Here is a 23,180-nt window from a genome sequence, read left to right on the forward strand (position 1 = left end):
AATGCTAGACTTTCCACCGAAAACATCCGGAACCCAAAAGGCCACAGCATTGTCCAAAATAGCACTCATAACCGGCGTCACCGGCCAGGACGGCTCTTATCTCGCCGAGTTACTCCTGGACAAGGGCTATGAAGTACACGGCATCAAACGCCGTGCATCATCGTTCAACACCCAGCGTGTGGATCACATTTACCAGGATCCTCACGTAGATAACCAGCGCTTCATCCTTCACTACGGCGACCTGACTGACTCTTCCAGCCTCACGCGCATCATCCAGCATGTCCAGCCAGACGAGGTCTACAATCTGGGTGCACAGAGCCATGTCGCAGTGAGCTTCGAAGCACCTGAGTATACTGCTGATGTGGATGCCATGGGCACCCTGCGCATTCTGGAAGCCATTCGGCTGCTCGGTCTGGAGCGCAAAACGCGATTTTATCAGGCATCAACCTCGGAGCTGTATGGGCTCGTACGAGAGACGCCGCAACGCGAATCAACGCCGTTTCACCCACGGTCACCCTACGCGGTTGCCAAACTCTACGCCTACTGGATCACGGTGAACTACCGCGAAGCCTACGGCATGTATGCCTGCAACGGGATACTCTTTAATCACGAGTCTCCCCGTCGAGGCGAAACCTTCGTAACCCGAAAAGTCACCCGTGGCCTCGCCAACATTGCCCAGGGGCTGGAATCCTGTCTGTACATGGGGAACATGAATTCTCTCCGTGACTGGGGACATGCAAGAGACTATGTGCGCATGCAGTGGCTGATGCTTCAGCAAAGCGAAGCCAAGGACTATGTTATTGCCACCGGCAAGCAACACTCAGTGCGTGACTTCGTGCGTTGGAGCGCAGAAGAACTGGGTATCAAACTCGAATTCGACGGCAATGGTATCGATGAGCGGGGTATCGTGGCAGAGGTCCGCGGGACCAGCGCGCCGGCGGTAAAGACCGGAGATGTGCTGGTGCGTATCGACCCGCGCTATTTCCGACCGGCAGAAGTAGAGAGCCTAATGGGAGATGCTTCGCGTGCACGGCAGGAGCTGGGTTGGGAACCGGAGATTTCGGCGCAGCAAATGTGCGCAGAGATGGTCGCGGAGGACCTCAAAGTCGCAAAGCGAAACGCATTCCTCAGGCAACACGGTCACGATGTGTCCGTCACGGTAGAAAACTGATGACTCAGACAGCCATCTACGTTGCCGGTCACCAGGGCATGGTTGGTTCTGCCATCTGTCGACTGCTTGAACGGCGCAGAGACGTCACTGTGGTCACCGCGACTCGTGGCGACCTGGACCTGTCCCGACAGACGGCGGTAGAAGCCTTCTTCGCCGAACACGCTATTGATCAGGTGTACCTGGCGGCGGCCCGGGTCGGGGGCATACACGCGAACAACAGCTATCCTGCTGAGTTCCTGAGTGAGAATCTCCTCATCCAAACGCATATCATACAGGCAGCCCACCGGACGAATGTGCAAAAGTTGCTGTTCCTCGGCTCTTCCTGTATCTACCCGAAGTACGCCGAGCAACCCATCCGCGAGGATGCGTTGCTGACCGGCGCTCTGGAACCTACCAACGAGGCCTATGCCATCGCCAAAATAGCCGGCATAAAACTCTGCGAAAGCTTCAAACGCCAATACGGACGCGATTACCGATCAGTCATGCCAACAAATCTGTATGGGCCTGGCGACAACTTCCACCCGGAAAACAGTCATGTGATTCCCGGCCTACTGCGCCGGTTCCATGAAGCGGCACAGGCAGAGGCGGAGAGCGTGCGCGTCTGGGGAACGGGCACGCCCAGGCGCGAGTTCCTCCACGTCGACGATATGGCAAGTGCCTGCCTGCACATCATGGAGCTTCCTCTCGAGCAGTATGAGCAGCATACACAACCCAGGCTCAGCCATATCAACGTGGGGACGGGAACCGACTGCTCGATTCGCGAGCTGGCAGAGACCATTGCCAGGGTTACGGGCTTCCAAGGGCGACTGGAGTTTGATGCCAGTAAGCCGGACGGAGCCCCACGTAAACTACTGGATGTGTCCAAATTGATTGCCCTCGGCTGGCGAGCGACGACAGATCTGGAGGCAGGCTTGAAGGAAACATATAAGTGGTTTCTTGAGCACGATAGGTCTGAGCCTGCCTGACAGGACACCCTGATACTACCCAACCAACCTGCGACGACTGGTATCATACCCCCACCCCAACCCACACAGCCGGACCCCATGACCAAGAAGCAGCCACCCACCTTCGCCGAGACCCTGAGCCAGCTCGAAGCGCTTACCGCCCGCCTCGAAGACAGCGAGACCTCTCTGGAGCAGTCGTTAAAGGACTTTGAGCAGGGCGTTCAACTCATTCGCCAGGCACAGCAGTCCCTGCAGGAAGCCGAGCAAAAAGTGCAGCTGCTGCTCGAGAAAGAGGGCAAACCTGTCGCGGCGCCATTCCACGACGAAGACGAGGAAGGCGCAGCAGAGTGAACCCGGCCCTGAGTACCTTCATGGCCCACAGCCGCGCGCGCTGTGAGGCTCGATTGCGGGCCGTGAGCCGCTTAACCGCGCAGGATCCTCGCGCCGCAGCCTCGCTCGGCGGCCTTGAGGCGGCGGTGAGCTATGCGCTGCAGGCCGGTGGCAAGCGCATCCGGCCCTGTCTGGTGTACGCCGCGGCGCAGGCCGTTGACAGTAACGGGCCCGCGGAAGTGGCGCTGGACAATGCCGCCTGCGCCATAGAGTTGGTGCACACCTACTCCCTGATCCACGACGACCTGCCAGCCATGGACGACGACGCGCTGCGCCGCGGGCGGCCGACCCTGCACAAGGCCTTCGATGAGGCCACGGCTATCCTGGTTGGTGATGGCCTGCAGGCGCTGGCCTTTGAGTTGCTGAGCGAGGCACAAGGCGTGCCGGCGGAAGATCAGATAGCCATGGTCAAGGTGCTCGCACAGGCCAGCGGCCTCGGCGGCATGGTCGGCGGCCAGTATGTCGACATCGCTGCCACCGGCAGTACCCTGACCCTGCAAGAACTGCAGGGCTTGCATGCGCTGAAAACCGGCGCCCTGATTCGCGCCGCATTGAGCCTGGGTGCCGTCGCAGCCGGCGCATCAGCCTCCGAACGGGCAGCGCTGGAGATGTTTGGCCAGCATCTCGGCCTGGCCTTCCAGGTGGTGGACGACATACTTGATGTGGAGGGCAGCGCTGCCACTCTTGGCAAAACTGGCGGCAAGGACGCCCTCGCGGGCAAAACCACCTATGTCAGCCTGCTCGGGCTGGAGGGTGCCCGCACCGCCGCAGACGCGCTGCTGGCCGACGGCCTGCGTGCGGTCGAGGGCTTTGACCAGCGCGCCGATCCCCTGCGCGCGCTGGCCGAATTTATTGTTCAACGGCAGACCTGACCACAAAAAAGTCCGCCACAGTCGACCCACGGCTCTGCCTTTTTGAACCAGATATTAGCGTTTTGCGTTTTTTCATTGCCCTTATTGACGCAAACCGACATATCTACCATCCTGAAGACTGGAAATGGCCGAAAAGCCGCTCCATCAAAGCGCGACAGACGCTCGCCCACACACGCTTACCGCACCCTACGGGGGGAACCACAATGAACAAACAACGCCTCATGCTTGCGATCACCGCTCTTAGCGCTGGCCTGCCCGCCGCCGCACTGCCTACGCTCGGCCACGCCGCCACACTCGAGGAAGTGGTGGTGACTGCCCAGAAGCGCTCTGAGAACCTGCAGCGCACACCCATTTCGATTACCGCGCTTTCAGGAGAGGATCTGGCTCGTGCCGGCATCAATCAGCTCACCGCCATCGAACGCCAAACCCCAAACCTGAATTTTACCGTTGGCACTGGCGGCGGCAGTTCCACGGTCAATGCGTTCCTGCGCGGCGTGGGTGAATCCGATTTCATTCTCACCACCGACCCGTCTGTCGGCCTCTACCTGGACGGCATCTATCTGGCGCGCGCCTTTGGCGCCAACATGGAGTTGGCGGATGTGGAGCGCATCGAGGTCTTGCGCGGCCCCCAGGGCACGCTGTTCGGCAAGAACAGTATCGGCGGTGCCATCAGCGTGATCACGCGCAAACCCACTGGGGAAAACAGTGCTGAATTTGGCCTGGCATCGGGCTCACGCAATCTGGGCGAGGTCTCGTTCTACGGCCAGAGCGCGCTTAGCGACACACTTTCCGGCAGTATCTCCTATCTGCGACGCAAGGCCGACGGCTGGCAGAGTCGTCCGGGCGACGATGCCGGTGACAGTGACCTCTCCACCGCCCGCGCCATCCTCAACTGGGCCCCTGTAGACAGTTTCGAGTCAACACTTTCCGTCGACTGGCACGAACAGGACCAGACGGGCTACCCCAACGTAATGCTCACTTGGCAGGACGGCACTCTGTTTGGCGACCTGTGGAACCAACTGAACCCGGATAACCCCTGCTGCACCCCAAACGCCGACATCGATGTGTCGGGCATTGCAGGCCCACTGCCGAGCGATGACGTGGAGGGCACGGGCGTCACCTGGACCAATACCTGGCAGGTCAGTGACGCACTGGAGTTCAAATCCATCACCGGCTACCGCGAAACGGAAGCGCTGTTCGGCCGCGACGGCGACAACAGCGCACTGAACTACTCGGGCGATATTCACGACCAGGACCACGACCAGTTCAGCCAGGAACTGCAGCTGGTAGGCACAAGTGGCGCCCTGGAGTGGGTCGGCGGGCTCTACTACTTTGCGGAAGACACCCGTGACCTTACGGACCTGATCATCATTCAGGGCCTTGGCACGTCGGTATCCTTCGATAACCGTCAGGAGACCACCAGCTACGCCGCCTACGCACAGGCCAGCTATGCGGTGAACGACCAGCTGGATGTATTTGCGGGCATTCGCTACACGGAAGAAGAAAAAGACTTCACCCAGCAAATCAGCAATTACGACTTCGGCGTGCCCCACGTCTTCCCCATTCCCGGCGCACCCGTAAGCAGCTGCGCATTTGATGAAGCCATCGCGTATTTTGACTGCTCGCAGGACTGGTCGAATACGTCACCGAAAGTGGGCGCATCCTGGCAAGTAAACGATGACGTCATGGCTTACGCCCACGTGAGCCGCGGCTTCCGTAGCGGCGGCTATAACGGCCGTGCCTTCGGCAGTGCGGCAGATCTGCAAGAGTACGAACCGGAAACCCTCACCGGCTACGAGGCGGGCATCAAGGCCGACCTGCTTGGCCGCAGCCTGCGCTTGAATGGCGCCGTGTTCTACAACGACTACGAGGACATCCAGGTTCTGATCACCCGGGCGGGCTCCGTAGCGGTGGAGAATGCTTCCAACGCAAGCATTGAGGGTGTTGAACTGGAAGCCACCTGGCTGCCCGCCGAAGAGTTCCAGCTGCAGGCAGGGGTGGGTTACCTGAATGACGATTCCGATGGCTGGATCGATGTCACCGGCGACTTCACCGACACCGAGCTCAAGCATACGCCAGAGTGGACCTTCAACATGGCGGCGGACTACCGCTACGACCTGGGCGATATGGGCGACCTGCTGTTCCGTGCAGATATGCGCTATACCGACAGCTATTTCCTCAATGCGGTAAACAGCGCCGTGTTGCAGGTGCCCGGCCATACACTGTTCGGTGCAGGCCTGATCTACACCTCGCCCAGCGAGCTGTGGGAAGTAGGGCTGATCGGTACCAACCTGGGTGACAAGCGGGTGCTCAACTCGGGTTTCGATGGCAGCGGCTTCTTCGGGTATTTCGAAGGCAGCTACAACCGTCCTCGCACCGTTGAACTGAGCCTGACCTTGCGCATCTGACTGAATGGCAACACCCTCCGCCTATCAGCCTGACGCCCTCGACGCCGCCATCATAGCGGCGCTCGAGGGTGATATCCGGCGCTCCACCCAGTCGCTTTCCAACACCGTAGGTGCGACTCCAATAACGGTGCGGCGGCGTATCGAACGTCTGCTGGAGCAGGGAGTCATCAGTCTCGCGCCCCTGGTAGACCTGCACGCAGCCGGATACCCCAACCTGCTGCTGATCGGGGTCAACGTCGAGCACATCTCGCCGTTTGACGTGGCCGGTGACATCGCCTCACTACCCGCGGCCCTGACGGTCAATGTGGTTCTGGGACGGCACGACATCGAACTGGTCGCTGCCTTGCCCAGCCGCGAGGAGGTAAGCACCTTTCTCACCGAGACACTGCCCCGTGTCGCCGGCATCGCGCGGGTAACCCCGGCCCTGGCACTGGACGTATGGAAATTTCGACGTGGCTGCCAGGCCCACTCCACAGAGGATGTGCCGCGCCGACAACCGCCGCTGGACACCACTGACCGCAAAATCGTCGCCAGCCTGCGACAGAACGCGCGCAAGAGCAACCGCGCCGTAGCCGCTGAAATCGGTGCTTCGGAATCAGCCGTGCGCAGCCGCATCAAGCGTATGCAAAACACGCGGCAAATCAGCTTCGAGTACCTGCAGGTGCACCCGGATGGCCCGATGAGCGCGGCGTTCGTCGGCATTGACGTGCATGGAGGCAGCGGGCGCTCGGTATGCCGCGCGCTGGCCACCATTCCGGAAGTCAGCTTCGTCGCCACCACACTGGGACGACACGACCTCATCTGCACGCTGAACGTCACGGAGGTGGAGCAGCTGACGGCACTGCTGCACGAAAAAGTGGTACCCATCGAGGGGGTTAAAAGCACCGCGCCCTCGCACTGCCTGCAGCAGATTGCCCATCAGTCAGAGCTGGGCTTTATTCTCTGACTGCAGCGCGTCCTAGCTTGTCCGCCCGGTAAACAGGTGCCCGAGCTTCGCACCCTTGGTTTTCAGGTATTTTTCGTTGTGCGGATTACTCGCGCAGTGCAGCGGCACGCGTTCTACCACGCTCACCCCGTTTTCCTCCATCGCGGCAACTTTACGGGGGTTGTTGGTCATCAGCCGCACCCGGGTGATCTTCAGGTGCCTGAGCATCGGTCCGAGGATGGAATAGTCGCGCATGTCAGCGCCGAACCCGAGCTGTTCGTTGGCCTCGACGGTATCGGCGCCGGCGTCCTGTAACTTATAGGCCTTGATCTTGTTGAGCAGACCGATACCGCGGCCCTCCTGGCGGAGGTAGAAAATGGCGCCACGGCCGGCTTCTGACACTGCCTTCATCGCCGCCTCCAGCTGGTTACCGCAGTCGCAGCGCAGGCTGAACAGGGCATCGCCGGTCAGGCATTCAGAATGGATACGTGCCAGCACCGGTTCACCGTCGCTGACATCACCCATGGTGAGCACGATATGCTCCTTGTTGGAATCCGGATCCTCAAAGCCGTGGATATCAAACACGCCCCAGGCAGTGGGCAGGCGGGAGGTCTCTACGTAGCGTACTGGCACGGGGAAATCCGGTGGCGAAAAAAAGGGGCGTAGTTTAGCACTTAATCGCCCCGGGTGTGGGGCCGGCCATTACCATTCACGGGACAGCGACAGCACCCCGTTACGCTCACGCATTTCCACATGCTGCAGGTAGCTCATGCCGAGCAGGATGGTGCTGGGGTACTCGCCAACCACCACGGTGGCCCGCACACCTTCAACCGGGATGCCGCCCACTTCGACCCGTTCGAGGTTCAGCAGCCAGGCATCGACAACGCCGCTGGCGGTTTCCAGCGTCGAGGGAATGCCGGCGGCATAGTCAAGGCCCAGCGCTTCGGCCTGACGGGTGTTGAGCGCCACCACGTTGGCACCGGTATCCACCATCACCTGCACGCTGCGACCGTTGATCAGGGCACTGGTGATGTACTGCATGCGATCGTTCCGGGGGATCTGCAGTTCACGCCGCTCGGGCGCCACGTAGTTGGTGGTTATATTGCGGTTCAGGCCCACGCGCTGGCGTGTGCCGTTGATCTCCAGCACCGCCCCGCTGGCGTCGGCGCTGAGCAGCTTCACCCCGTCGACGCTGTCGCCGGCGCGCAGGGTCTTGCGCTGGCCGTTGATCATCAGCACCGCGGTGTTCGGCAGCAGGGCCTCCACCGTAACCGAGGCGGCAAAGGCAGCGCCACTGCCCAACCACCACAGCAGCAGTAGCGCGGGCAGCCATGCGCGGCAAGGGGCGTTGCGGGACGTGAACACCCCGCAGTGCTGTCGCTGGGCCCGTTGCATCACACTACCCCGCCGCCATCAACCAGAGCGCGATGTGCAGGGTGATGCAGGCCATCACGCCAGCCACCATGTCATCGACCATGATGCCGAAACCGCCGCCGACCCTGCGATCCAGTGCCCCTATCGGCCAGGGTTTGGCGATGTCATACACCCGAAACACCACAAAACCGATGATCACCCACATCCAGCCGGCCGGCACCGCCCACATGGTGATCCAGTAGCCCACGAACTCATCCCAGACGATACCCGGGTGATCGTGCACGCGCAGTTGCTGGCTCGCGCGCTCGCAAATCCAGACGCCCGCCACGGCGGTCGCCAGCACAAACAGGGTGTACCAGAGCAGGGGTAGTGCGGTGCGCGCCAGGAGGGCGTCCACCAGCAGGAACAGTGGCACCGCGGCCAGCGTACCCACCGTACCGGGGGCCACCGGCGACAGGCCGCTGCCAAAACCGAAGGCGAGCAACTGCACGGGATTGCGCAGCAGCGCGGGAGGCGGCGTGGCAGCGGGCTTGGCCATGGGACATCTATCCTTCCTGACGTCGTGTCAGTTTACTGCGCTTTGGCGGCGGAACAACCGGTCATTTCCCCTGGCGGGCACCCGCAACCGAACCCGTGCGCCTGCAATCGCGAATCAGAAATGGCGGTAGCCCGTCGCGAGGTGCTCGAAGCCGGGGCAGACGACACCGGCGCCCGCTGCAACCTCGCCGATGCGGGTGCAGCCGGCGGGTGGCGATGCACCCGCAGGCAGGCAAAAACACAGTTCGTAGTCATCGCCGCCGGCCAACGCCCAGGCCAACGCCTGCGCACGGTCCGGATGGGCCTGCAACGCAGCGGACAGTGGCAGCGCCTGGGCATCGATGCGCAGCTGCACGCCGCTGGCCGCGGCGATGTGGCCGGCATCCGCGAGCAGGCCATCGGACAGGTCGATCGCCGCCGTGGCGTCATGCAGCAGCGATGCGCCCAGTTGCAGCCGTGCTGTCGGCCGGAAAAAACGGCCCTCAAGGTATTCAGCGACCTCAAGCTCCGGCCGGTAGCGACCCTGCAGCACCGCCAGGCCCGCTGCAGCATCCCCCAGCGTACCCGACACATACAGGCCGTCCCCCGGCCGCGCTGCGCCGCGCGTGAGTGCTCGGCCGGGCGGCAGGGCACCCAGCACCTGCACGGTAATGGTCAGGGGCCCGCGCGTGGTATCGCCTCCCACCAGTGGCAGTGACAGCTCGCTGGCGGCTGCGGCCAGACCCTGACTGAAACTGTGCAGCCACAGCTCGTCGGCGGCGGGCAGTGTCAACGCCAGGGTCATGCCCAGCGGGCGTGCCCCCATCGCGGCGAGGTCTGAGGCAGCTGCCGCCACCGCGCGGTAGGCCACGTCCTCGGGCAGACTGTCAGCGGGGAAATGTACCCCCTCCAGCACGGTATCCACCGAGGTGGCCAGGCACTCGCCGGGAGCAAGCTGCAGCAGGGCACAGTCATCGCCCACCCCCAACACCACGGCCGGGCCGGCACCCAGAGAGGAGAAATAGCGGGCTATCAGAGAGAATTCGTCAGCCGGCATCAGGCGCTGGCGTCGGTTTCGGCCTTGCGCAGCTGGCGAGCCGCCTTGTCCAGCACACCGTTGATGTACTTGTGGCTGTCCGTGGCACCGAATTTCTTGGCCAGGGAGACGGCTTCGTTAATCACCACTTTCCACGGCACATCGATGCGCTGCTGCAGCTCGAAGACACCCATGCGTAGCAGGCTGCGCTCAATTGGGTCCAGCTCGTCGAGTTTGCGGTCCAGCAGGGGCGCCAGCACCGCCTCGAGTTCGTCCACGCAGCCCGGCACCCCGTGCAGCAACGCCTGAAAGTACTCAATGTCGACATGATTGAAGTCGTAATCCGTGCGGAACTCGGCTTCGATCTGGTTGATCGGCGCCTCCGCCATGTGCCACTGGTACAGCGCCTGCATGGCATAGTGCCGGGCCTTGTGGCGCTCGGCCGCCAGAGTATTGCGGGCTTGTTTGCTCACGGCAGCGGTCAGCTCCCGATCCGGCCCAGCAGGCTGACCATTTCCAGCGCTGACAGCGCCGCTTCGGCGCCTTTGTTACCGGCCTTGGTGCCAGAGCGCTCCACCGCCTGCTCGATGGAGTCCACGGTGAGCACACCGAATGAGATGGGAATGCCGTGTTCCAGGCTCACCTGGGCGATGCCCTTGGTGCATTCGCCGGCCACGTAGTCGAAGTGCGGTGTGCCACCGCGAATCACGGCACCCAGGGCGACGATCGCGTCGAAACCGCCCTGTTTTGCCACGCGCTGGCAGACCAGCGGTATCTCGAAGGCACCCGGCGCACGCACCACCGTCATCTGCTCATCCTTCACGCCGTGCCGACGCAGGGCGTCGATTGCACCCTCCAGCAGGTGTTCGACCACAAAACTGTTCCAGCGGCCCACCACCAGTGCGTAGTGACCGCTGGCCCCCGTGAAATCCCCTTCGATCGTCTTGATGTTTGTCATGCGAAATCCTTGTTCGTGTGTGCCCGGCGCTAGGGTGCCAGGTATTCGAGCACTTCCAGGTCAAAACCCGAAATGGCATTGTACTTGATGGGTGCGCCCATGAGGTGGATTTTTCCCACGCCCAGGTCCTTCAGGATCTGGGAACCCAGGCCCACCTTGGTGTAGGTATCCGGCAGGGCACGCGCGCTGGAAGGCGCCCTGCCCAGCGCCATATCGATACTGTCCAGCAGTTGCTCACTGCTCTCATCGCCCGCCAGCAGCACAATCACCCCGCGGCCCGCTTCGGCCACGCGCTGCATACAGGCGCCGAACTGCCAGGAGGCGCGCCCGTCGATGCGACTGGCCACCATGTCGCGCAGGGTCGACGCCACGTGTACCCGCACGAGCGTGGGCTCTTCAGCCGTGATTTCGCCGCAGGTCAGCGCCAGGTGCAGATCGCCGGCGGTGTTGTCGCGGTAGGCCAGCAGGCGAAAACGACCCCAGGCGGTGTCGATGTCACCTTCGCGCACGCGCTCAATGGTGCGTTCGTTGACCATGCGGAAGTGAATCAGGTCGGCAATCGTGCCTATTTTCAGCCCGTGGCTGCGTGCGAACTCGACCAGTGCCGGGCCATCTGCCAGCAGCCCTTCCGGCGTGAGGATGTCAGCGATCACCGCCGCTGGCAGCAGGCCCGCCAGCGCCGCATAGTCGCTGGCCGCCTCGGTGTGGCCGGCCCGCGTCAGCACACCGCCAGGCAGCGCCGTGAGGGGAAAGATATGCCCCGGCTGGACGATATCGGACGGCACCGCCTGGGGGGCGACGGCCGCCTGCACGGTGCGGGCGCGATCTGCCGCCGAGATGCCGGTATCGATGCCCTTCGCGGCTTCAATGGACAGGGTAAAGTTGGATTTTTCCCCGTGGGCGGCGGGCACCATGGGCGGCAGGTCGAGCTGGCGGCAACGCTCCTCGGTCAGCGCCAGACAGACCAGCCCGCGCGCCTGGCGGGCCATGAAATTGATATGCGCCGCGCTGACATGATCGGCCGCCACCATCACCACGCCTTCGTTGTTGCTGTCGTCATCGTCATCCATCAGCACCACCATGCGGCCCTGACGGATGTCACTGATCAATTCGTCTACGCTGTTTCTCTGCATGCCTTTGCAATCCTTATGGGACAGTGCGCGCCTAACCGCGCAGGTAGCCGTTATCGGCGAGGGTCGCGAGGGAGATACCCGCCTCATGCTGCGGTACAGCGGCCGCATCCCCCAGCACCAGACGCTCCAGGTAGCGCGCAATCACGTCCACCTCCAGATTCACGCGGCTGCCCGGACGGTACTCGGCGAACACGGTTTCCGCACGGGTCTGGGGAATGATGTTGAGGTCAAATTCCGCACCGCGCACGGCATTGACGGTGAGGCTGGTGCCGTCCACGCAAATGCTGCCTTTGTGGGCGATGTACTTTGCGAGGCCGTCCGGCGCGCGCATCACATAGCGCCAGGAACGGCCGTCCTCCACCGCGCTGACCACCTCACCGACCCCGTCGATGTGGCCGCTGACGATATGGCCGCCGAGGCGGCTGGCCGGCGTAAGGGCCTTCTCCAGGTTGACCCGGCTGCCCGGCTGCAAGCCGCCAAGCGTGGTGAAGTCCAGAGTTTCGCGGGACACGTCTGCCCAATAGCCGTCACCGGGCAATTCAGTCACTGTGAGACACACGCCATTCGTGGCGATACTGTCGCCGAGCTGCACATCGGCCAGATCCAGCTTGCCGGTGTGTACCCGCAGGCGCAGGTCGCCCCCGGCGGGCTGCAGGGCGGCGATGGAGCCCACGGCCTGGATGATTCCTGTGAACATAGTCTGTCCTGTGTCGTTTGACGCGAGCCCGGCGTCGGGGCCAACGCTCAGCTCGCGGGAACGGCGGTAAATCGCCAGTCCTGGCCCACTTGCCGCACATCGCGCAGGAGCAGGGGCACGTTGTCCGCCATGTGCTCCAGCGGCAACTCCAGCAGCGGTCGCGCTGCGCTCCCCATCAGGGTTGGTGCCATGTATACGATCAGTTCGTCCAACAGGCCCAATTGCAACAGTGCACCCGCCAGGCGGGGGCCGGATTCTACCAGAATTTCGTTGCACTGCCGCCTGTTGAGTTCGGCAAACAGCCCCTGCAGGTCAAGACCGTGGGCCAGACAGGGCAACGCCAGCAATTCGGTGCCTGCGGAGGGCGCAGGCCTGACGGCCCCGAGGGCCGCGTCGTGGCACCAGAGTGTGGGCGCCTCGGCACTGAACACACGCGCCGTCACCGGGGCACGCTGCTGTGAATCCAGCACGACGCGCAGGGGCTGACGAGCGCTGGCGCGCGCGGCGGTGGCGTCCGGTAAACCCAGTTCCTCCGCGCGCACAGTCAGGGCACAATCGTCGGAGAGCACGGTACCGGCCCCCGTCACCACGGCGCAGCTCATGGCCCGCAGGCGCTGTACGTCACGCCGGGCCGGCGCACCGGTGATCCATTGGCTTGCGCCGGAGGCCATGGCCGTGCGGCCATCCAGCGACATGGCCAGCTTGGCCCGAACCCGTCCGCGGCCACGCCGCATACGGGCGATAAATCCGGGAATCACCGCTTCAGCCTCGGCCTGTAACACACCGCATTCCACCGCCACACCCGCGGCGCGCAAGCGGGCGAGACCCTCACCGGCCACCTGCGGATTCGGGTCCTGCATTGCCGCCACCACCCGCACCACACCGGCCGCCAGCAGGGCGTCGGCGCAGGGCCCGGTTTTGCCCTGGTGGCTGCAGGGCTCCAGCGTCACGTAGGCCGTGGCGCCGCGCGCGTTGCCGGCCATCGCCAGTGCTTCAATTTCCGCGTGGTTGCCGCCGGCAGGCTGGGTGAAACCCTCGCCAATCACCTGACCGTCGCGCACCAGCACACAGCCCACATGAGGGTTGGGCATCGCGGAATAACGGCCTTTACGGGCGAGCTGCAGCGCCCGCGCCATCATCCGGGTATCGAAAACCGGGTCAGGCATGACGTCCGGCAGCGCCACTCAGGCGCTGCCGCGCTCCGGCCGCGGCTCGGACTCCAGGAGTTCAATGGCATCGCGAAACTCGGCGATATCCTGGAACTTCCGGTACACCGAGGCGAAGCGCACGTAAGCGACCTGATCCAGCTGCTTGAGATGCTCCATCACCAGCTCGCCCACCACCCGGGAACCCACCTCGCGCTCGCCGGTAGCGCGCAGGGCATGCTTGATATGGTTGATCGCCGCCTCGACCTCTTCCACCGGCACCGGTCGCTTCTCCAGTGAGCGCTGGAAGCCAACGCGCAGCTTGGCCTCATCAAAGGGCTCGCGGTTGCCGTTATGCTTGATCACCCGCGGCATGACGAGCTCCGCTACCTCGTAGGTGGTGAAACGCTCGTGGCAGCTCAGGCACTCACGACGGCGCCGTATCTGGTCGCCACCAGCGACCAGCCGCGAGTCGATCACCTTGGTATCATCAGCAGCGCAGAACGGGCAGTGCATTGGCTCTCACCTTCAGTACAAGTGCCTGAAGACTAACACATTTTGGCTCTGACTAGCGCGGCAAAGGCAGCGCGATTGGGGTCACCGCCGCAACTTTGCTATCCTCCAGAGTCCACCAGAGGAGACGCTCATGCCCCAGAGCCTGCAGAAACACCTTTTTCACCGCGCCCTGGCGCTTACACTGGCCTGCAGCATGGTCTGGCCCACGACCGTGTTGGCACAGAAGACAGCGCGCCCCGTACTCCTTGGCAAACACTGGGTGGCGGTGACCGGCAAGCCTCAGGGCGCTACCGCCGGCGCCATGATTTTCCAGCAGGGCGGCAACGCGATTGACGCGGCCGCTGCGATGCTGGCGGTCACCGCGACCCTGTGGGACGTGCTCGGCTGGGGCGGCGAAACCCAGGCGCTGATTTACAACCCGAATACCGGCAAGGTCATCGGCCTGAACGCCCTGGGTGTCGCACCCACCGGCGCAACGCCTGAGTTCTTTCGCAACCAGGGCATGCTCTACCCGCCCGAATATGGGCCGCTGGCGGCGGTTACCCCGGGCACGCCGGGTGGTCTGATGGTCATGCTGGCGGAGTTCGGCCGGCTGAGCCTCGCCGAGGTGCTGGCCCCCGCCATGGAGATGGCCCGGGGATATCCGATTGAGGCCACCCAGGCACGCTTCATCGAGAGCCGCCGCGACATCCTGCAGCAGTGGCCCGACTCGCAGCGGGTATTCCTGCCCCACTACAACAGCGACAGACCGGAACAGCGCGCGGCACCGGCGCCCGGCGAGATATTCCGGCAGGCCGATCTGCTCGCCACGCTGCAGAAACTGGTGGATACGGAGGCCGCTGCACTGGCCGCGGGCGCCGACCGCAAGGCGGCCATCATGGCTGCCTACGAACGCTTTTACCGCGGTGACATCGCGGCCGAAATCGTGCGCAGCAACCGCGCCGCCGGCGGGCTGATCACCGCGAATGACCTCGCCGGTTGGGAGGTGATTCTGGAAGAACCCGTGAGCGTCAATTACCGCGGCATCGATGTCTACAAGCTCACCACCTGGACCCAGGGACCGGCCATGCTGCAGGCCCTGAACCTGCTCGAGGGCTTCGACCTCAAGGCCATGGGCTACAACAGCACACGCTATATCCACACGCTGTACCAGGCCATGAACCTGGCGTTCGCCGACCGCGATTTCTACTACGGCGATCCCTACATGCCCCCGGAGGAACCGGTTGCAGGGCTGCTCTCCAAGCGCTACGCCGAAGAGCGGCGCAAGCTGATGCCCGCAGACCACAACCTCACGGACCTGAAACCGGGTGACCCCTACCGGTTCCAGCGCGGCAAGAACCCCTTCGAATCTCTGCGCCAGCAATGGACGCCAATACCGCCCGCCGCCGACGCCGCTGGTGCCGAGAGCTTTCAGCAGGCCAGCCGCATGACGGCGGACGAGGCTTTTCTCGCCGGCACCACATCGATACAGGCGGCGGACGCAGAGGGCTGGGTGATCTCTGTAACCCCCTCCGGCGGCTGGATTCCGGCGTTCATCGCCGGCAACACCGGCGTTGGCCTGAGCCAGCGTATGCAGAGCTTCGTGCTGGACGAGGCCCTGAACCCCTACAATGTCGTGCAACCTGGCCAGCGTCCACGGGTGACGCTCACACCGTCGCTGGCGCTGCGTGACGGCAAACCTCTCATGGCCTTCTCCGTGCAGGGCGGCGACACCCAGGACCAGAACCTGCTGCAGTTTTTCCTCAACATGGTGGAGTTCGACATGAACGTGCAACAGGCGGCGGAGGCGCACAATATCCTCAGCTACCAGATGCAGAGCTCATTCGGCGCGCACCAGTCCGAGCCTGGGCGGCTGCAGGTCACGCCGCTTGTATCACCGTTTACGCGCGCCGAGCTGGAACGCATGGGGTACGACGTGGAGGTGGTGGAGCGCACCTACAACCCGACCACGGCGATCTGGTTCGATCACGAGCATGGGGTGATGCAGGGTGGGGCGTCGGATTACGGGGATGACTACGGGATTGCCTGGTAGCTGCTGACGGGCTGTCGCTCTTACGTATTACCGCTCTGCCGTGCTACCGGGCTGGCGGGCTGGCGGGCTGGCGGGTATAGCGCTTCGTAGCAGCGAGACAACCTGGGAGATCGCGGCGAGAACGGCCACTCGTTTTCCATCATCTCCGGGCGGCTGCGCAACTCGACCATTTTTGCTGCGCAAAAATTGGGACTCGAACAGTGCTCGCCGTAAAGCCCCCTCCGATAATGGAAAACGAAAGCTGTGGCCTGGTTGTTCTCGCCGCGATCTCCCAGGTTGTCCCGCGTACAGTGCGTATTTCTCAGAGGCGACCGGCTCGCACAGTGGGGATTGCCCAGAGGTGGCCGAGTTGACACGCTCCCTGGCTTGAGGTGGATTAAGCTAAACCGTGTCGCTTATTCTGAATGTTGCGGCGTTGACCCGACGCGTTCTGGACTTGCCGCCTGCTATTTCCCCAATTCCTTTCGCAGGCTCCGTCTTCAGGCCCGATGCGGTGCACGGATGGGCGAACAATCAGGCCACAGCTTTGGCTCGCGATCACCGTAGGGGGCAGTCCGCGAGCACTGTTCGAGTCCCAATTTTTGCGCAGCAAAAATGGTCGAGTTGCGCAGCGGCCCGGAGGTGATCGCGAGACAGTGGCCGTTCGCCCATCCGTGCACCGCATCGGGCCGCGCTACGAAGTCCCAACCACAGCCCAGCCCACAAAAAAGGGGAGCCAAAGCCCCCCTTCTTGTCAATCAGCCACTCGATTCACCGATACACAGGAAACCGCGCACAGATGTCCAGCACCTTGGCCTTCACATCAGCAATCGCCGCATCCGCGGAACCCTGCTCCAGCGCCTCCAGCACATCGCACATCCAACCCGCCAGCTGCACAGTTTCCGCCTCCTTGAAGCCGCGGGTGGTGATGGCCGGCGTGCCCACCCGCAGGCCGGAGGTGATAAATGGCGAGCGCGGATCGTTGGGTACCGCGTTCTTGTTCACCGTGATGTTCGCGTTGCCCAGGGCCTCATCGGCATCCTTGCCCGTGTAGGGCTTGCCGATGAGGTCAACCAGCATCAGGTGGTTGTCGGTGCCCCCGGATACGATATTGATGCCGCGATCGATGAAGGTCTTCGCCATCGCCCGGGCGTTGGCCACAACCTGCTTCTGGTAGGCGACAAACTCGGGGCTCTGGGCCTCTTTGAAACTGACGGCTTTGGCCGCAATCACGTGCATCAGCGGGCCGCCCTGGCCGCCGGGGAAGACGGCGGACTGGAACTTCTTCTCCAGCTCTTCGTTGGCGCGCGCCAGAATGATGCCGCCGCGCGGACCGCGCAGGGTTTTGTGGGTCGTGGAGGTGACTACATCGGCATGGGGAACCGGGTTGGGGTAAACCCCGGCGGCCACCAGACCAGCGACGTGTGCCATGTCCACCAGCAGGTAGGCGCCCACCTTGTCAGCTATTTCGCGAAACCGTGCCCAGTCCATGACACGAGAGTAGGCGGAGAAACCGGCCACGATCATCTTTGGCTTGTGCTCCAGCGCCAGCGCCTCAACCTGGTCATAGTCCACCTCGCCGGTGCTCGCCTTGAGGCCGTACTGCACCGCGTTGTACATCTTGCCGGAAAAATTGGGTTTGGCACCGTGTGTCAGGTGACCGCCGTCGGCGAGGCTCATGCCCAGTACCGTGTCGCCGGCCTGGCACAGGGCCTGGTAGACCGCGGAGTTGGCCTGGGAGCCGGAGTGCGGCTGCACGTTGGCGTAGTCCGCCCCGAACAGGGCCTTGGCGCGGTCAATCGCCAGTTGCTCGGCCTTGTCGACGTACTCGCAGCCACCGTAGTAGCGCTTGCCGGGATAACCCTCGGCGTACTTGTTGGTGAGCACGGTGCCCTGGGCCTGCATCACGCGCGGGCTGGTGTAGTTTTCCGAGGCGATGAGCTCGATATGCTCTTCCTGGCGACGCTCTTCCTCCTTGATGGCGGCGAAAATCTCGTCGTCAAATCCCTCAATGGTCATGCGCTGGTCAAACATCGGTGTCCCCTGGCAGGCGGGGCCGCGGTGGCCCGTGAAAAGAGCGCTGCATTTTACCCAAATTCGGTCCGGCATATAAGTGGCGAGTCACCCGGAGGGGATTCCTGTATTATTTCTGTCACTGTTATGACATACAGTGGGCAGCCATCAGTAAACGGCGATACAGGAACCCCCGGAAATCGATGAATATCAGCATATTTGGCAGCGGCTACGTGGGCCTTGTACAGGCAGCGATTTTTGCGGATGTGGGCCACAGGGTGATCTGCATGGATATCGACGCTGCGCGCGTGGACCACTTGCGCGAGGGCGATGTACCGTTCTACGAGCCGGGCCTGTCGCAGCTTATCCGCAACGGTATCGGCAGCGGACTGCTGTCATTCACCACGGATGCGAAAGAGGCCGTGCAGGCCAGCGACTACCTGTTCGTTTGCGTGGGCACGCCTGCCGGCAATGATGGCTCCGCCGACCTCACGTACGTGATGCAGGTAGCGGACTCCATCGCCCGCTACATGACCAGCCGCAAGGTGGTGATCACCAAATCAACGGTGCCGGTAGGCACGACCGACAGGATTCATCGGCATATCCTGGACGCGCTGCATAAACAGGGCCGCTCGATTGCCGTCGAGGCCGCCTCCAACCCGGAGTTCCTCAAGGAGGGCTCCGCGGTCGCCGACTGCCAGAGCCCCGACCGCATCATTATCGGCACCGAGTCCCCCCGCGTGCTGGAAGAGCTGCGGCGCATGTACCAGGCATTCAACCGCAATCACGAAAAAGTGATGCATATGGATCCGCGCAGCGCGGAGATGACCAAACTGGCCGCCAATGCCATGCTCGCCACCAAGATCAGTTTCATGAATGAAATGGCCGCCATTGCGGAGGTGGTGGGCGCCGACATCGAGCTGGTCCGGCGCGGCATGGGTTCGGACCCGCGCATTGGCTACCAGTTCATCTACCCCGGTTGCGGCTACGGCGGCTCCTGTTTCCCCAAGGATGTGCGCGCGCTCAAGCACCTGGCAGAGCAGCATGGACACCGCGCGGGCATTCTCACTGCCGTACACGACACCAACCAGCGGCAGAAAAACAAGCTGGCAGAGCGCGTCATGGAGCGGCTCGGTGCCGACCTCAGCGGCAAGACCATCGCGGTATGGGGATTGTCGTTCAAACCCAACACCGACGACATGCGCGAGGCCCCCAGCCGCTACCTGATCGAGGGCATCTGGTCCTGTGGCGGTCGCGTACAGGCCTTTGACCCACAGGCCATGCAGGCCTGCCGCGACATCTACGGCGAACGCGATGAACTGGTACTGTGTGCGCACAAGGAAGATGCCCTGAAAGGCGCTGATGCGCTGGTAATCTGCACCGAGTGGAAGGCCTTCTGGTCACCCGATTTCGAGCTGATCAAGCGCGAGCTCAGCACGCCACTGATTTTTGACGGCCGCAACCTGTATAACCCGGCACAAATGGAAGAGCTGGACATCGAATACTACGGCATCGGCCGCGGCCGCTCACTGGCCAGGCCGGCGTGAACGGGCAGGTCACCCTGGGATGGCGGGAGTGGCTGGGGCTGCCAGAGCTCGGCATTGCCCACATCAAGGCCAAGATCGACACCGGCGCGCGCACCAGTGCCCTGCATGCCTTCTACGTTGAGCCATTTGAACGGGATGGTGAGCTGTGGGTGCGTTTTGGCATCCACCCGCGCCAGGGCGACACTGAACAGGTGGTGGACTGCGAAGCACGGGTTGTGGACCAGCGCCAGGTCACCGACTCGGGCGGTCACCGGGAAAACCGCTACGTCATCCAGACTCTGATCGAGCTCGGTGGCGAGCGCATCGAGGCGGAAATCACACTCACCGACCGGGAGAACATGCGCTTTCGCATGCTGCTGGGCCGCACCGCCATGCGTGGCCGCTGCCTCGTCGACCCCGGCCAGTCCTACCTGCTCGGCAGGCGGGCACGCACGCAGGATTAACGGCAGATGCCGGCAAACGGCAAGGTACTGGACATAGGCGGCCAGCGGGTTCAGCCCGGCGAACGCAAGGTGATCGACATCCCCGTCGCGCCCACCTACACCCGCGACAACCTGTCCATCAGCGTGCAAATCGTGCGCGGCAGGCGACCCGGGCCGGTGATGTTCGTCTGTGCCGCGGTACACGGTGACGAAATCAACGGTGTGGAAATCATCCGCCGTATTCTCAAGGATCCGCATCTGGACCGGCTGCGCGGCACCCTGATCGCGATTCCCATCGTCAACGTGTACGGTTTTATCAACCACACGCGCTACCTGCCTGATGGCCGCGACCTCAACCGCTCATTCCCGGGCTCTGCGCGCGGCTCGCTGACCGGCCGCATTGCACACACCTTTCTGCAGGAGATTGTGGCGCACTGCACCCATGGCATCGACCTGCACACTGGTGCACGCCACCGCAGCAACTTCCCGCAGATCCGCGCCAACCTGGAAGATCCCGTGGTGCTGGGCATGACCGAGGCGTTCGGCGCGCCCATCGCCATTGATGCCAAGATACGCGACGGCTCCCTGCGCCAGGCCGCGGGTGATCTCGGTGTCCCCGTGTTGCTCTACGAGTCCTGCGAGGCACTGCGCTTTGACGAGATCTATATCCGCGCGGGGGTTAAGGGGGTGCTCAACGTGATGCGCCATATCGGCATGCTGCGTCGCTCGCGCGCGCGCCCTCGACCGCCGACCATCAGCCGCAACACGCGCTGGCTGCGCGCTCCTGAGAGCGGCATTCTGCGCGTGCTGGTGCCGCTGGGCGCGGAGGTGCAACAGGGGCAGACCATCGGGTTTATTGCCGACCCCATGGGGACCAGTGAAACGGACGTGGTGGCGGACATCCACGGGATCGTCATCGGCCGCACCAATCTGCCCCTCGCTTATGAGGGCGACGCGCTGTTCCACATTGCGGAGATCAGTGACAAGGCCAACTGGGAGGTGGATGAGTTCCACGAGGCGCACGAGCCGGATGCGTCGGAGCTGGACCCGGAGGATTTGAGTTCGGCGCCGATTGCGGATTGACGGAGTTGGTGCCTTCGTTCGGGACCGGCCGGGGCGACGGTGGGGGCGATTCGAGGCGCGCTCAAGCCCATCGCTTACTGCTGAGGCTGCGGGCGGTGCAGGGCTGCCGAGACTGTCCGAGACAGGATGTCGAGGTCAAGCGAGCCATGGATGGCCTTGAGCGTGTCCCGGCAGCCCTGCACCGTTCGCGGCCGGCACCTGAACGGAGCTCTGATACCTGAACGCACAAAGCACGGCACTGAACCCAGCCCCGATTCCTGCTAGAATCCGCCCACATTTTTACCACCACAGGCAACGCATACAGATGGCCCAGTACGTCTACACCATGAACCGCGTCGGCAAGGTTGTGCCGCCGAAAAAGAAAATTCTCGAGGATATCTCCCTGTCCTTCTTCCCGGGTGCCAAAATCGGCGTGCTCGGCCTGAACGGCTCGGGCAAGTCGACGCTGCTGCGCATCATGGCCGGGATAGACACGGATATCCTCGGCGAAGCACGGCCACAGCCCGGCATCAAAATCGGGTATCTGCCGCAGGAGCCGCAGCTCAACCCCGAGAAGGATGTGCGCGGCAATGTCGAGGAGGGCCTGCAGGAAGCGGTCGATGCGCTGGCGGGGCTGGAAAAGGTGTATGCGGCCTACGCCGAGCCGGATGCGGATTTCGACGCGCTGGCAAAGGAGCAGGCGCGGCTGGAAGACATTATCCAGGCCACCGACGCCCACAACCTTGATCACAAGCTGGAAGTGGCGGCGGATGCGCTGCGCCTGCCGCCCTGGGATGCGGACGTGACCAAGCTGTCCGGCGGTGAGCGGCGCCGTGTGGCACTCTGTCGCCTGCTGCTGTCCGCGCCCGACATGCTGTTGCTGGACGAGCCGACCAACCACCTGGACGCAGAGAGCGTTGCCTGGCTGGAAAAATTCCTGCACGACTTCCCGGGGACCGTGGTCGCCATTACCCACGACCGCTATTTCCTCGACAACGCCGCCGGCTGGATTCTGGAGCTGGACCGGGGTCGCGGCATCCCTTACGAGGGGAACTACTCGGATTGGCTGGCCGCCAAGGAAGCCCGCCTGGAACAGGAGAAGCGGCAGGAGGCCTCGCACCAGAAGGCCATCAAGGCCGAGCTGGAGTGGGTGCGCAGCAACCCGAAGGGTCGCCAGGCCAAGAGCAAGGCGCGCCTGCAGCGTTATGAGGAGCTGCAATCACAGGAGTTCCAGGCCCGCAACGAGACCAATGAGATCTACATTCCGCCGGGGCCGCGCCTCGGTGACAATGTGGTTGAGGTGACCAACCTCAAAAAAACCTACGGCGAGCGGCTGCTGTTCGACAACATCAGTTTCACCGTACCCAAGGGCAGCATTGTCGGCATCATCGGTGCCAACGGCATGGGTAAATCCACACTGTTCCGCATTCTCATGGGCGAAGAGCAACCGGACGGCGGTGAAGTGAAGGTCGGGGAGACGGTGAAGCTGGGCTATGTCGACCAGTCCCGCGACGACCTGGACGGCAGCAAGACGGTCTGGGAGCAGGTGTCGGGCGGGCAGGACGTGATCCGCATCGGCAATTACGAGGTGAATTCCCGCTCTTACCTCGGGCGCTTCAACTTCAAGGGCTCGGACCAGCAGAAGTTCGTCAAGGACCTGTCTGGCGGCGAACGCAACCGGCTGCACCTGGCCAACCTGCTGAAGCAGGGCGCCAACGTACTGCTGCTCGACGAGCCGACCAACGACCTGGACGTGGAAACCCTGCGCGCATTGGAAGAAGCGCTGCTGACCTTCCCCGGCAGCGCCCTGGTGATTTCCCACGACCGCTGGTTCCTGGACCGCATCGCAACGCACATCCTGGCCTACGAAGATGATGGCAACGTGGTGTTCCACGAGGGCAACTTCACCGAGTATGAGGAAGACCGCAAAGCCCGCCTCGGTGCCGCCGCGGCACAGCCTCATCGGGTGAAGTACCGCAAACTGAAGTGACCGCGGGCACCACCATGACCCGCCCGCTGCGCCGGCCTCGCAATGGGCCC

Annotated in this window: 22 protein-coding genes; 11 read left to right on the plus strand and 11 right to left on the minus strand. The window is 63.2% G+C overall.

The features are described 5' to 3' along the window. The first annotated feature begins 1 nt into the window (after window position 1). The 6 genes from gmd to R3E49_RS08420 all read left to right on the plus strand — a co-directional run bounded on the left by gmd (window position 2) and on the right by R3E49_RS08420 (window position 6,731). The gene (gmd, locus tag R3E49_RS08395) at window positions 2–1,171 is read left to right on the plus strand and encodes a GDP-mannose 4,6-dehydratase (protein ID WP_371294617.1); all 1,170 of its coding nucleotides are present in this window, start codon (window positions 2–4) and stop codon (window positions 1,169–1,171) included. Further along, entirely contained in the window at window positions 1,171–2,136 is a 966-nt protein-coding gene (locus R3E49_RS08400) for a GDP-L-fucose synthase family protein (RefSeq protein ID WP_371294618.1), read from the plus strand. Before gmd ends, R3E49_RS08400 begins: the two co-directional genes overlap by 1 nt. Before the next feature lie 78 nt (window positions 2,137–2,214). Next, the gene (locus R3E49_RS08405; protein ID WP_371294619.1) at window positions 2,215–2,466 is read left to right on the plus strand and encodes an exodeoxyribonuclease VII small subunit; all 252 of its coding nucleotides are present in this window, start codon (window positions 2,215–2,217) and stop codon (window positions 2,464–2,466) included. Window positions 2,467–2,486: 20 nt separating this feature from the next. After that, complete coding sequence (locus R3E49_RS08410; protein WP_371294620.1) at window positions 2,487–3,377, plus strand: polyprenyl synthetase family protein; 891 nt, start codon at window positions 2,487–2,489, stop codon at window positions 3,375–3,377. Window positions 3,378–3,580: 203 nt separating this feature from the next. Then, the gene (locus R3E49_RS08415; RefSeq protein WP_371294621.1) at window positions 3,581–5,785 is read left to right on the plus strand and encodes a TonB-dependent receptor; all 2,205 of its coding nucleotides are present in this window, start codon (window positions 3,581–3,583) and stop codon (window positions 5,783–5,785) included. A 4-nt stretch (window positions 5,786–5,789) separates the two neighbouring features. Beyond that, window positions 5,790–6,731 (plus strand): Lrp/AsnC family transcriptional regulator, encoded by a 942-nt coding sequence (locus tag R3E49_RS08420; RefSeq protein ID WP_371294622.1) that lies wholly within the window; start codon window positions 5,790–5,792, stop codon window positions 6,729–6,731. 12 nt (window positions 6,732–6,743) lie between these two features. On the opposite strand, the gene ribA is transcribed toward R3E49_RS08420, so the two are convergent. From ribA to nrdR, 10 genes are all read right to left on the minus strand, one after another. Then, on the minus strand, window positions 6,744–7,343 hold the full coding sequence (gene ribA, locus R3E49_RS08425) for a GTP cyclohydrolase II (protein WP_371294623.1): 600 nt from the start codon (window positions 7,341–7,343) through the stop codon (window positions 6,744–6,746). A 69-nt stretch (window positions 7,344–7,412) separates the two neighbouring features. Next, window positions 7,413–8,105 carry a TIGR02281 family clan AA aspartic protease gene (locus R3E49_RS08430; RefSeq protein ID WP_371294656.1) on the minus strand — a complete coding sequence of 231 codons (693 nt, stop codon included), beginning with the start codon at window positions 8,103–8,105 and terminating at the stop codon, window positions 7,413–7,415. 4 nt (window positions 8,106–8,109) lie between these two features. After that, the gene (locus tag R3E49_RS08435; protein WP_371294624.1) at window positions 8,110–8,622 is read right to left on the minus strand and encodes a phosphatidylglycerophosphatase A; all 513 of its coding nucleotides are present in this window, start codon (window positions 8,620–8,622) and stop codon (window positions 8,110–8,112) included. Between the two features lie 114 nt (window positions 8,623–8,736). Continuing rightward, entirely contained in the window at window positions 8,737–9,657 is a 921-nt protein-coding gene (thiL, locus tag R3E49_RS08440; RefSeq protein WP_371294625.1) for a thiamine-phosphate kinase, read from the minus strand. After that, the gene (gene nusB / locus R3E49_RS08445) at window positions 9,657–10,109 is read right to left on the minus strand and encodes a transcription antitermination factor NusB (RefSeq protein WP_371294626.1); all 453 of its coding nucleotides are present in this window, start codon (window positions 10,107–10,109) and stop codon (window positions 9,657–9,659) included. The genes thiL and nusB overlap by 1 nt, the downstream gene beginning before the upstream one ends. Before the next feature lie 8 nt (window positions 10,110–10,117). Beyond that, on the minus strand, window positions 10,118–10,594 hold the full coding sequence (ribE, locus tag R3E49_RS08450) for a 6,7-dimethyl-8-ribityllumazine synthase (protein WP_371294627.1): 477 nt from the start codon (window positions 10,592–10,594) through the stop codon (window positions 10,118–10,120). 29 nt (window positions 10,595–10,623) lie between these two features. Beyond that, window positions 10,624–11,727, minus strand: a complete 1,104-nt coding sequence (ribB, locus tag R3E49_RS08455; RefSeq protein ID WP_371294628.1) for a 3,4-dihydroxy-2-butanone-4-phosphate synthase — start codon at window positions 11,725–11,727, stop codon at window positions 10,624–10,626. A gap of 31 nt (window positions 11,728–11,758) precedes the next feature. After that, the gene (locus R3E49_RS08460) at window positions 11,759–12,424 is read right to left on the minus strand and encodes a riboflavin synthase (protein ID WP_290746302.1); all 666 of its coding nucleotides are present in this window, start codon (window positions 12,422–12,424) and stop codon (window positions 11,759–11,761) included. Window positions 12,425–12,471: 47 nt separating this feature from the next. Next, window positions 12,472–13,590 carry a bifunctional diaminohydroxyphosphoribosylaminopyrimidine deaminase/5-amino-6-(5-phosphoribosylamino)uracil reductase RibD gene (ribD, locus tag R3E49_RS08465; protein WP_371294629.1) on the minus strand — a complete coding sequence of 373 codons (1,119 nt, stop codon included), beginning with the start codon at window positions 13,588–13,590 and terminating at the stop codon, window positions 12,472–12,474. Window positions 13,591–13,608: 18 nt separating this feature from the next. Next, window positions 13,609–14,085, minus strand: a complete 477-nt coding sequence (nrdR, locus tag R3E49_RS08470) for a transcriptional regulator NrdR (RefSeq protein WP_290746308.1) — start codon at window positions 14,083–14,085, stop codon at window positions 13,609–13,611. 130 nt (window positions 14,086–14,215) lie between these two features. Here nrdR and R3E49_RS08475 point away from each other — a divergent pair, with 130 nt between their 5' ends. Beyond that, on the plus strand, window positions 14,216–16,117 hold the full coding sequence (locus tag R3E49_RS08475) for a gamma-glutamyltransferase family protein (protein WP_371294630.1): 1,902 nt from the start codon (window positions 14,216–14,218) through the stop codon (window positions 16,115–16,117). A gap of 750 nt (window positions 16,118–16,867) precedes the next feature. Here R3E49_RS08475 and glyA read toward each other — a convergent pair. After that, window positions 16,868–18,130, minus strand: a complete 1,263-nt coding sequence (gene glyA, locus R3E49_RS08480) for a serine hydroxymethyltransferase (RefSeq protein WP_371294631.1) — start codon at window positions 18,128–18,130, stop codon at window positions 16,868–16,870. Window positions 18,131–18,312: 182 nt separating this feature from the next. On the opposite strand from glyA, the gene R3E49_RS08485 reads away from it, so the two are divergent. From R3E49_RS08485 to ettA, 4 genes are all read left to right on the plus strand, one after another. Then, window positions 18,313–19,656: a UDP-glucose/GDP-mannose dehydrogenase family protein gene (locus tag R3E49_RS08485; protein ID WP_371294632.1), complete on the plus strand. Its 1,344-nt coding sequence runs from the start codon at window positions 18,313–18,315 to the stop codon at window positions 19,654–19,656. Beyond that, window positions 19,653–20,099, plus strand: coding sequence for an ATP-dependent zinc protease (locus R3E49_RS08490; protein ID WP_371294633.1), 447 nt, complete (start codon window positions 19,653–19,655; stop codon window positions 20,097–20,099). The genes R3E49_RS08485 and R3E49_RS08490 overlap by 4 nt, the downstream gene beginning before the upstream one ends. A 6-nt stretch (window positions 20,100–20,105) precedes the next feature. Beyond that, complete coding sequence (locus R3E49_RS08495) at window positions 20,106–21,161, plus strand: succinylglutamate desuccinylase/aspartoacylase family protein (protein WP_371294634.1); 1,056 nt, start codon at window positions 20,106–20,108, stop codon at window positions 21,159–21,161. A 304-nt stretch (window positions 21,162–21,465) separates the two neighbouring features. Continuing rightward, the gene (ettA, locus tag R3E49_RS08500; RefSeq protein ID WP_371294635.1) at window positions 21,466–23,130 is read left to right on the plus strand and encodes an energy-dependent translational throttle protein EttA; all 1,665 of its coding nucleotides are present in this window, start codon (window positions 21,466–21,468) and stop codon (window positions 23,128–23,130) included. The last annotated feature ends 50 nt before the right edge of the window (window positions 23,131–23,180 follow it).

This window comes from Haliea sp., from assembly GCF_041395985.1.
In the GTDB taxonomy this organism is placed as follows: domain Bacteria; phylum Pseudomonadota; class Gammaproteobacteria; order Pseudomonadales; family Halieaceae; genus Haliea.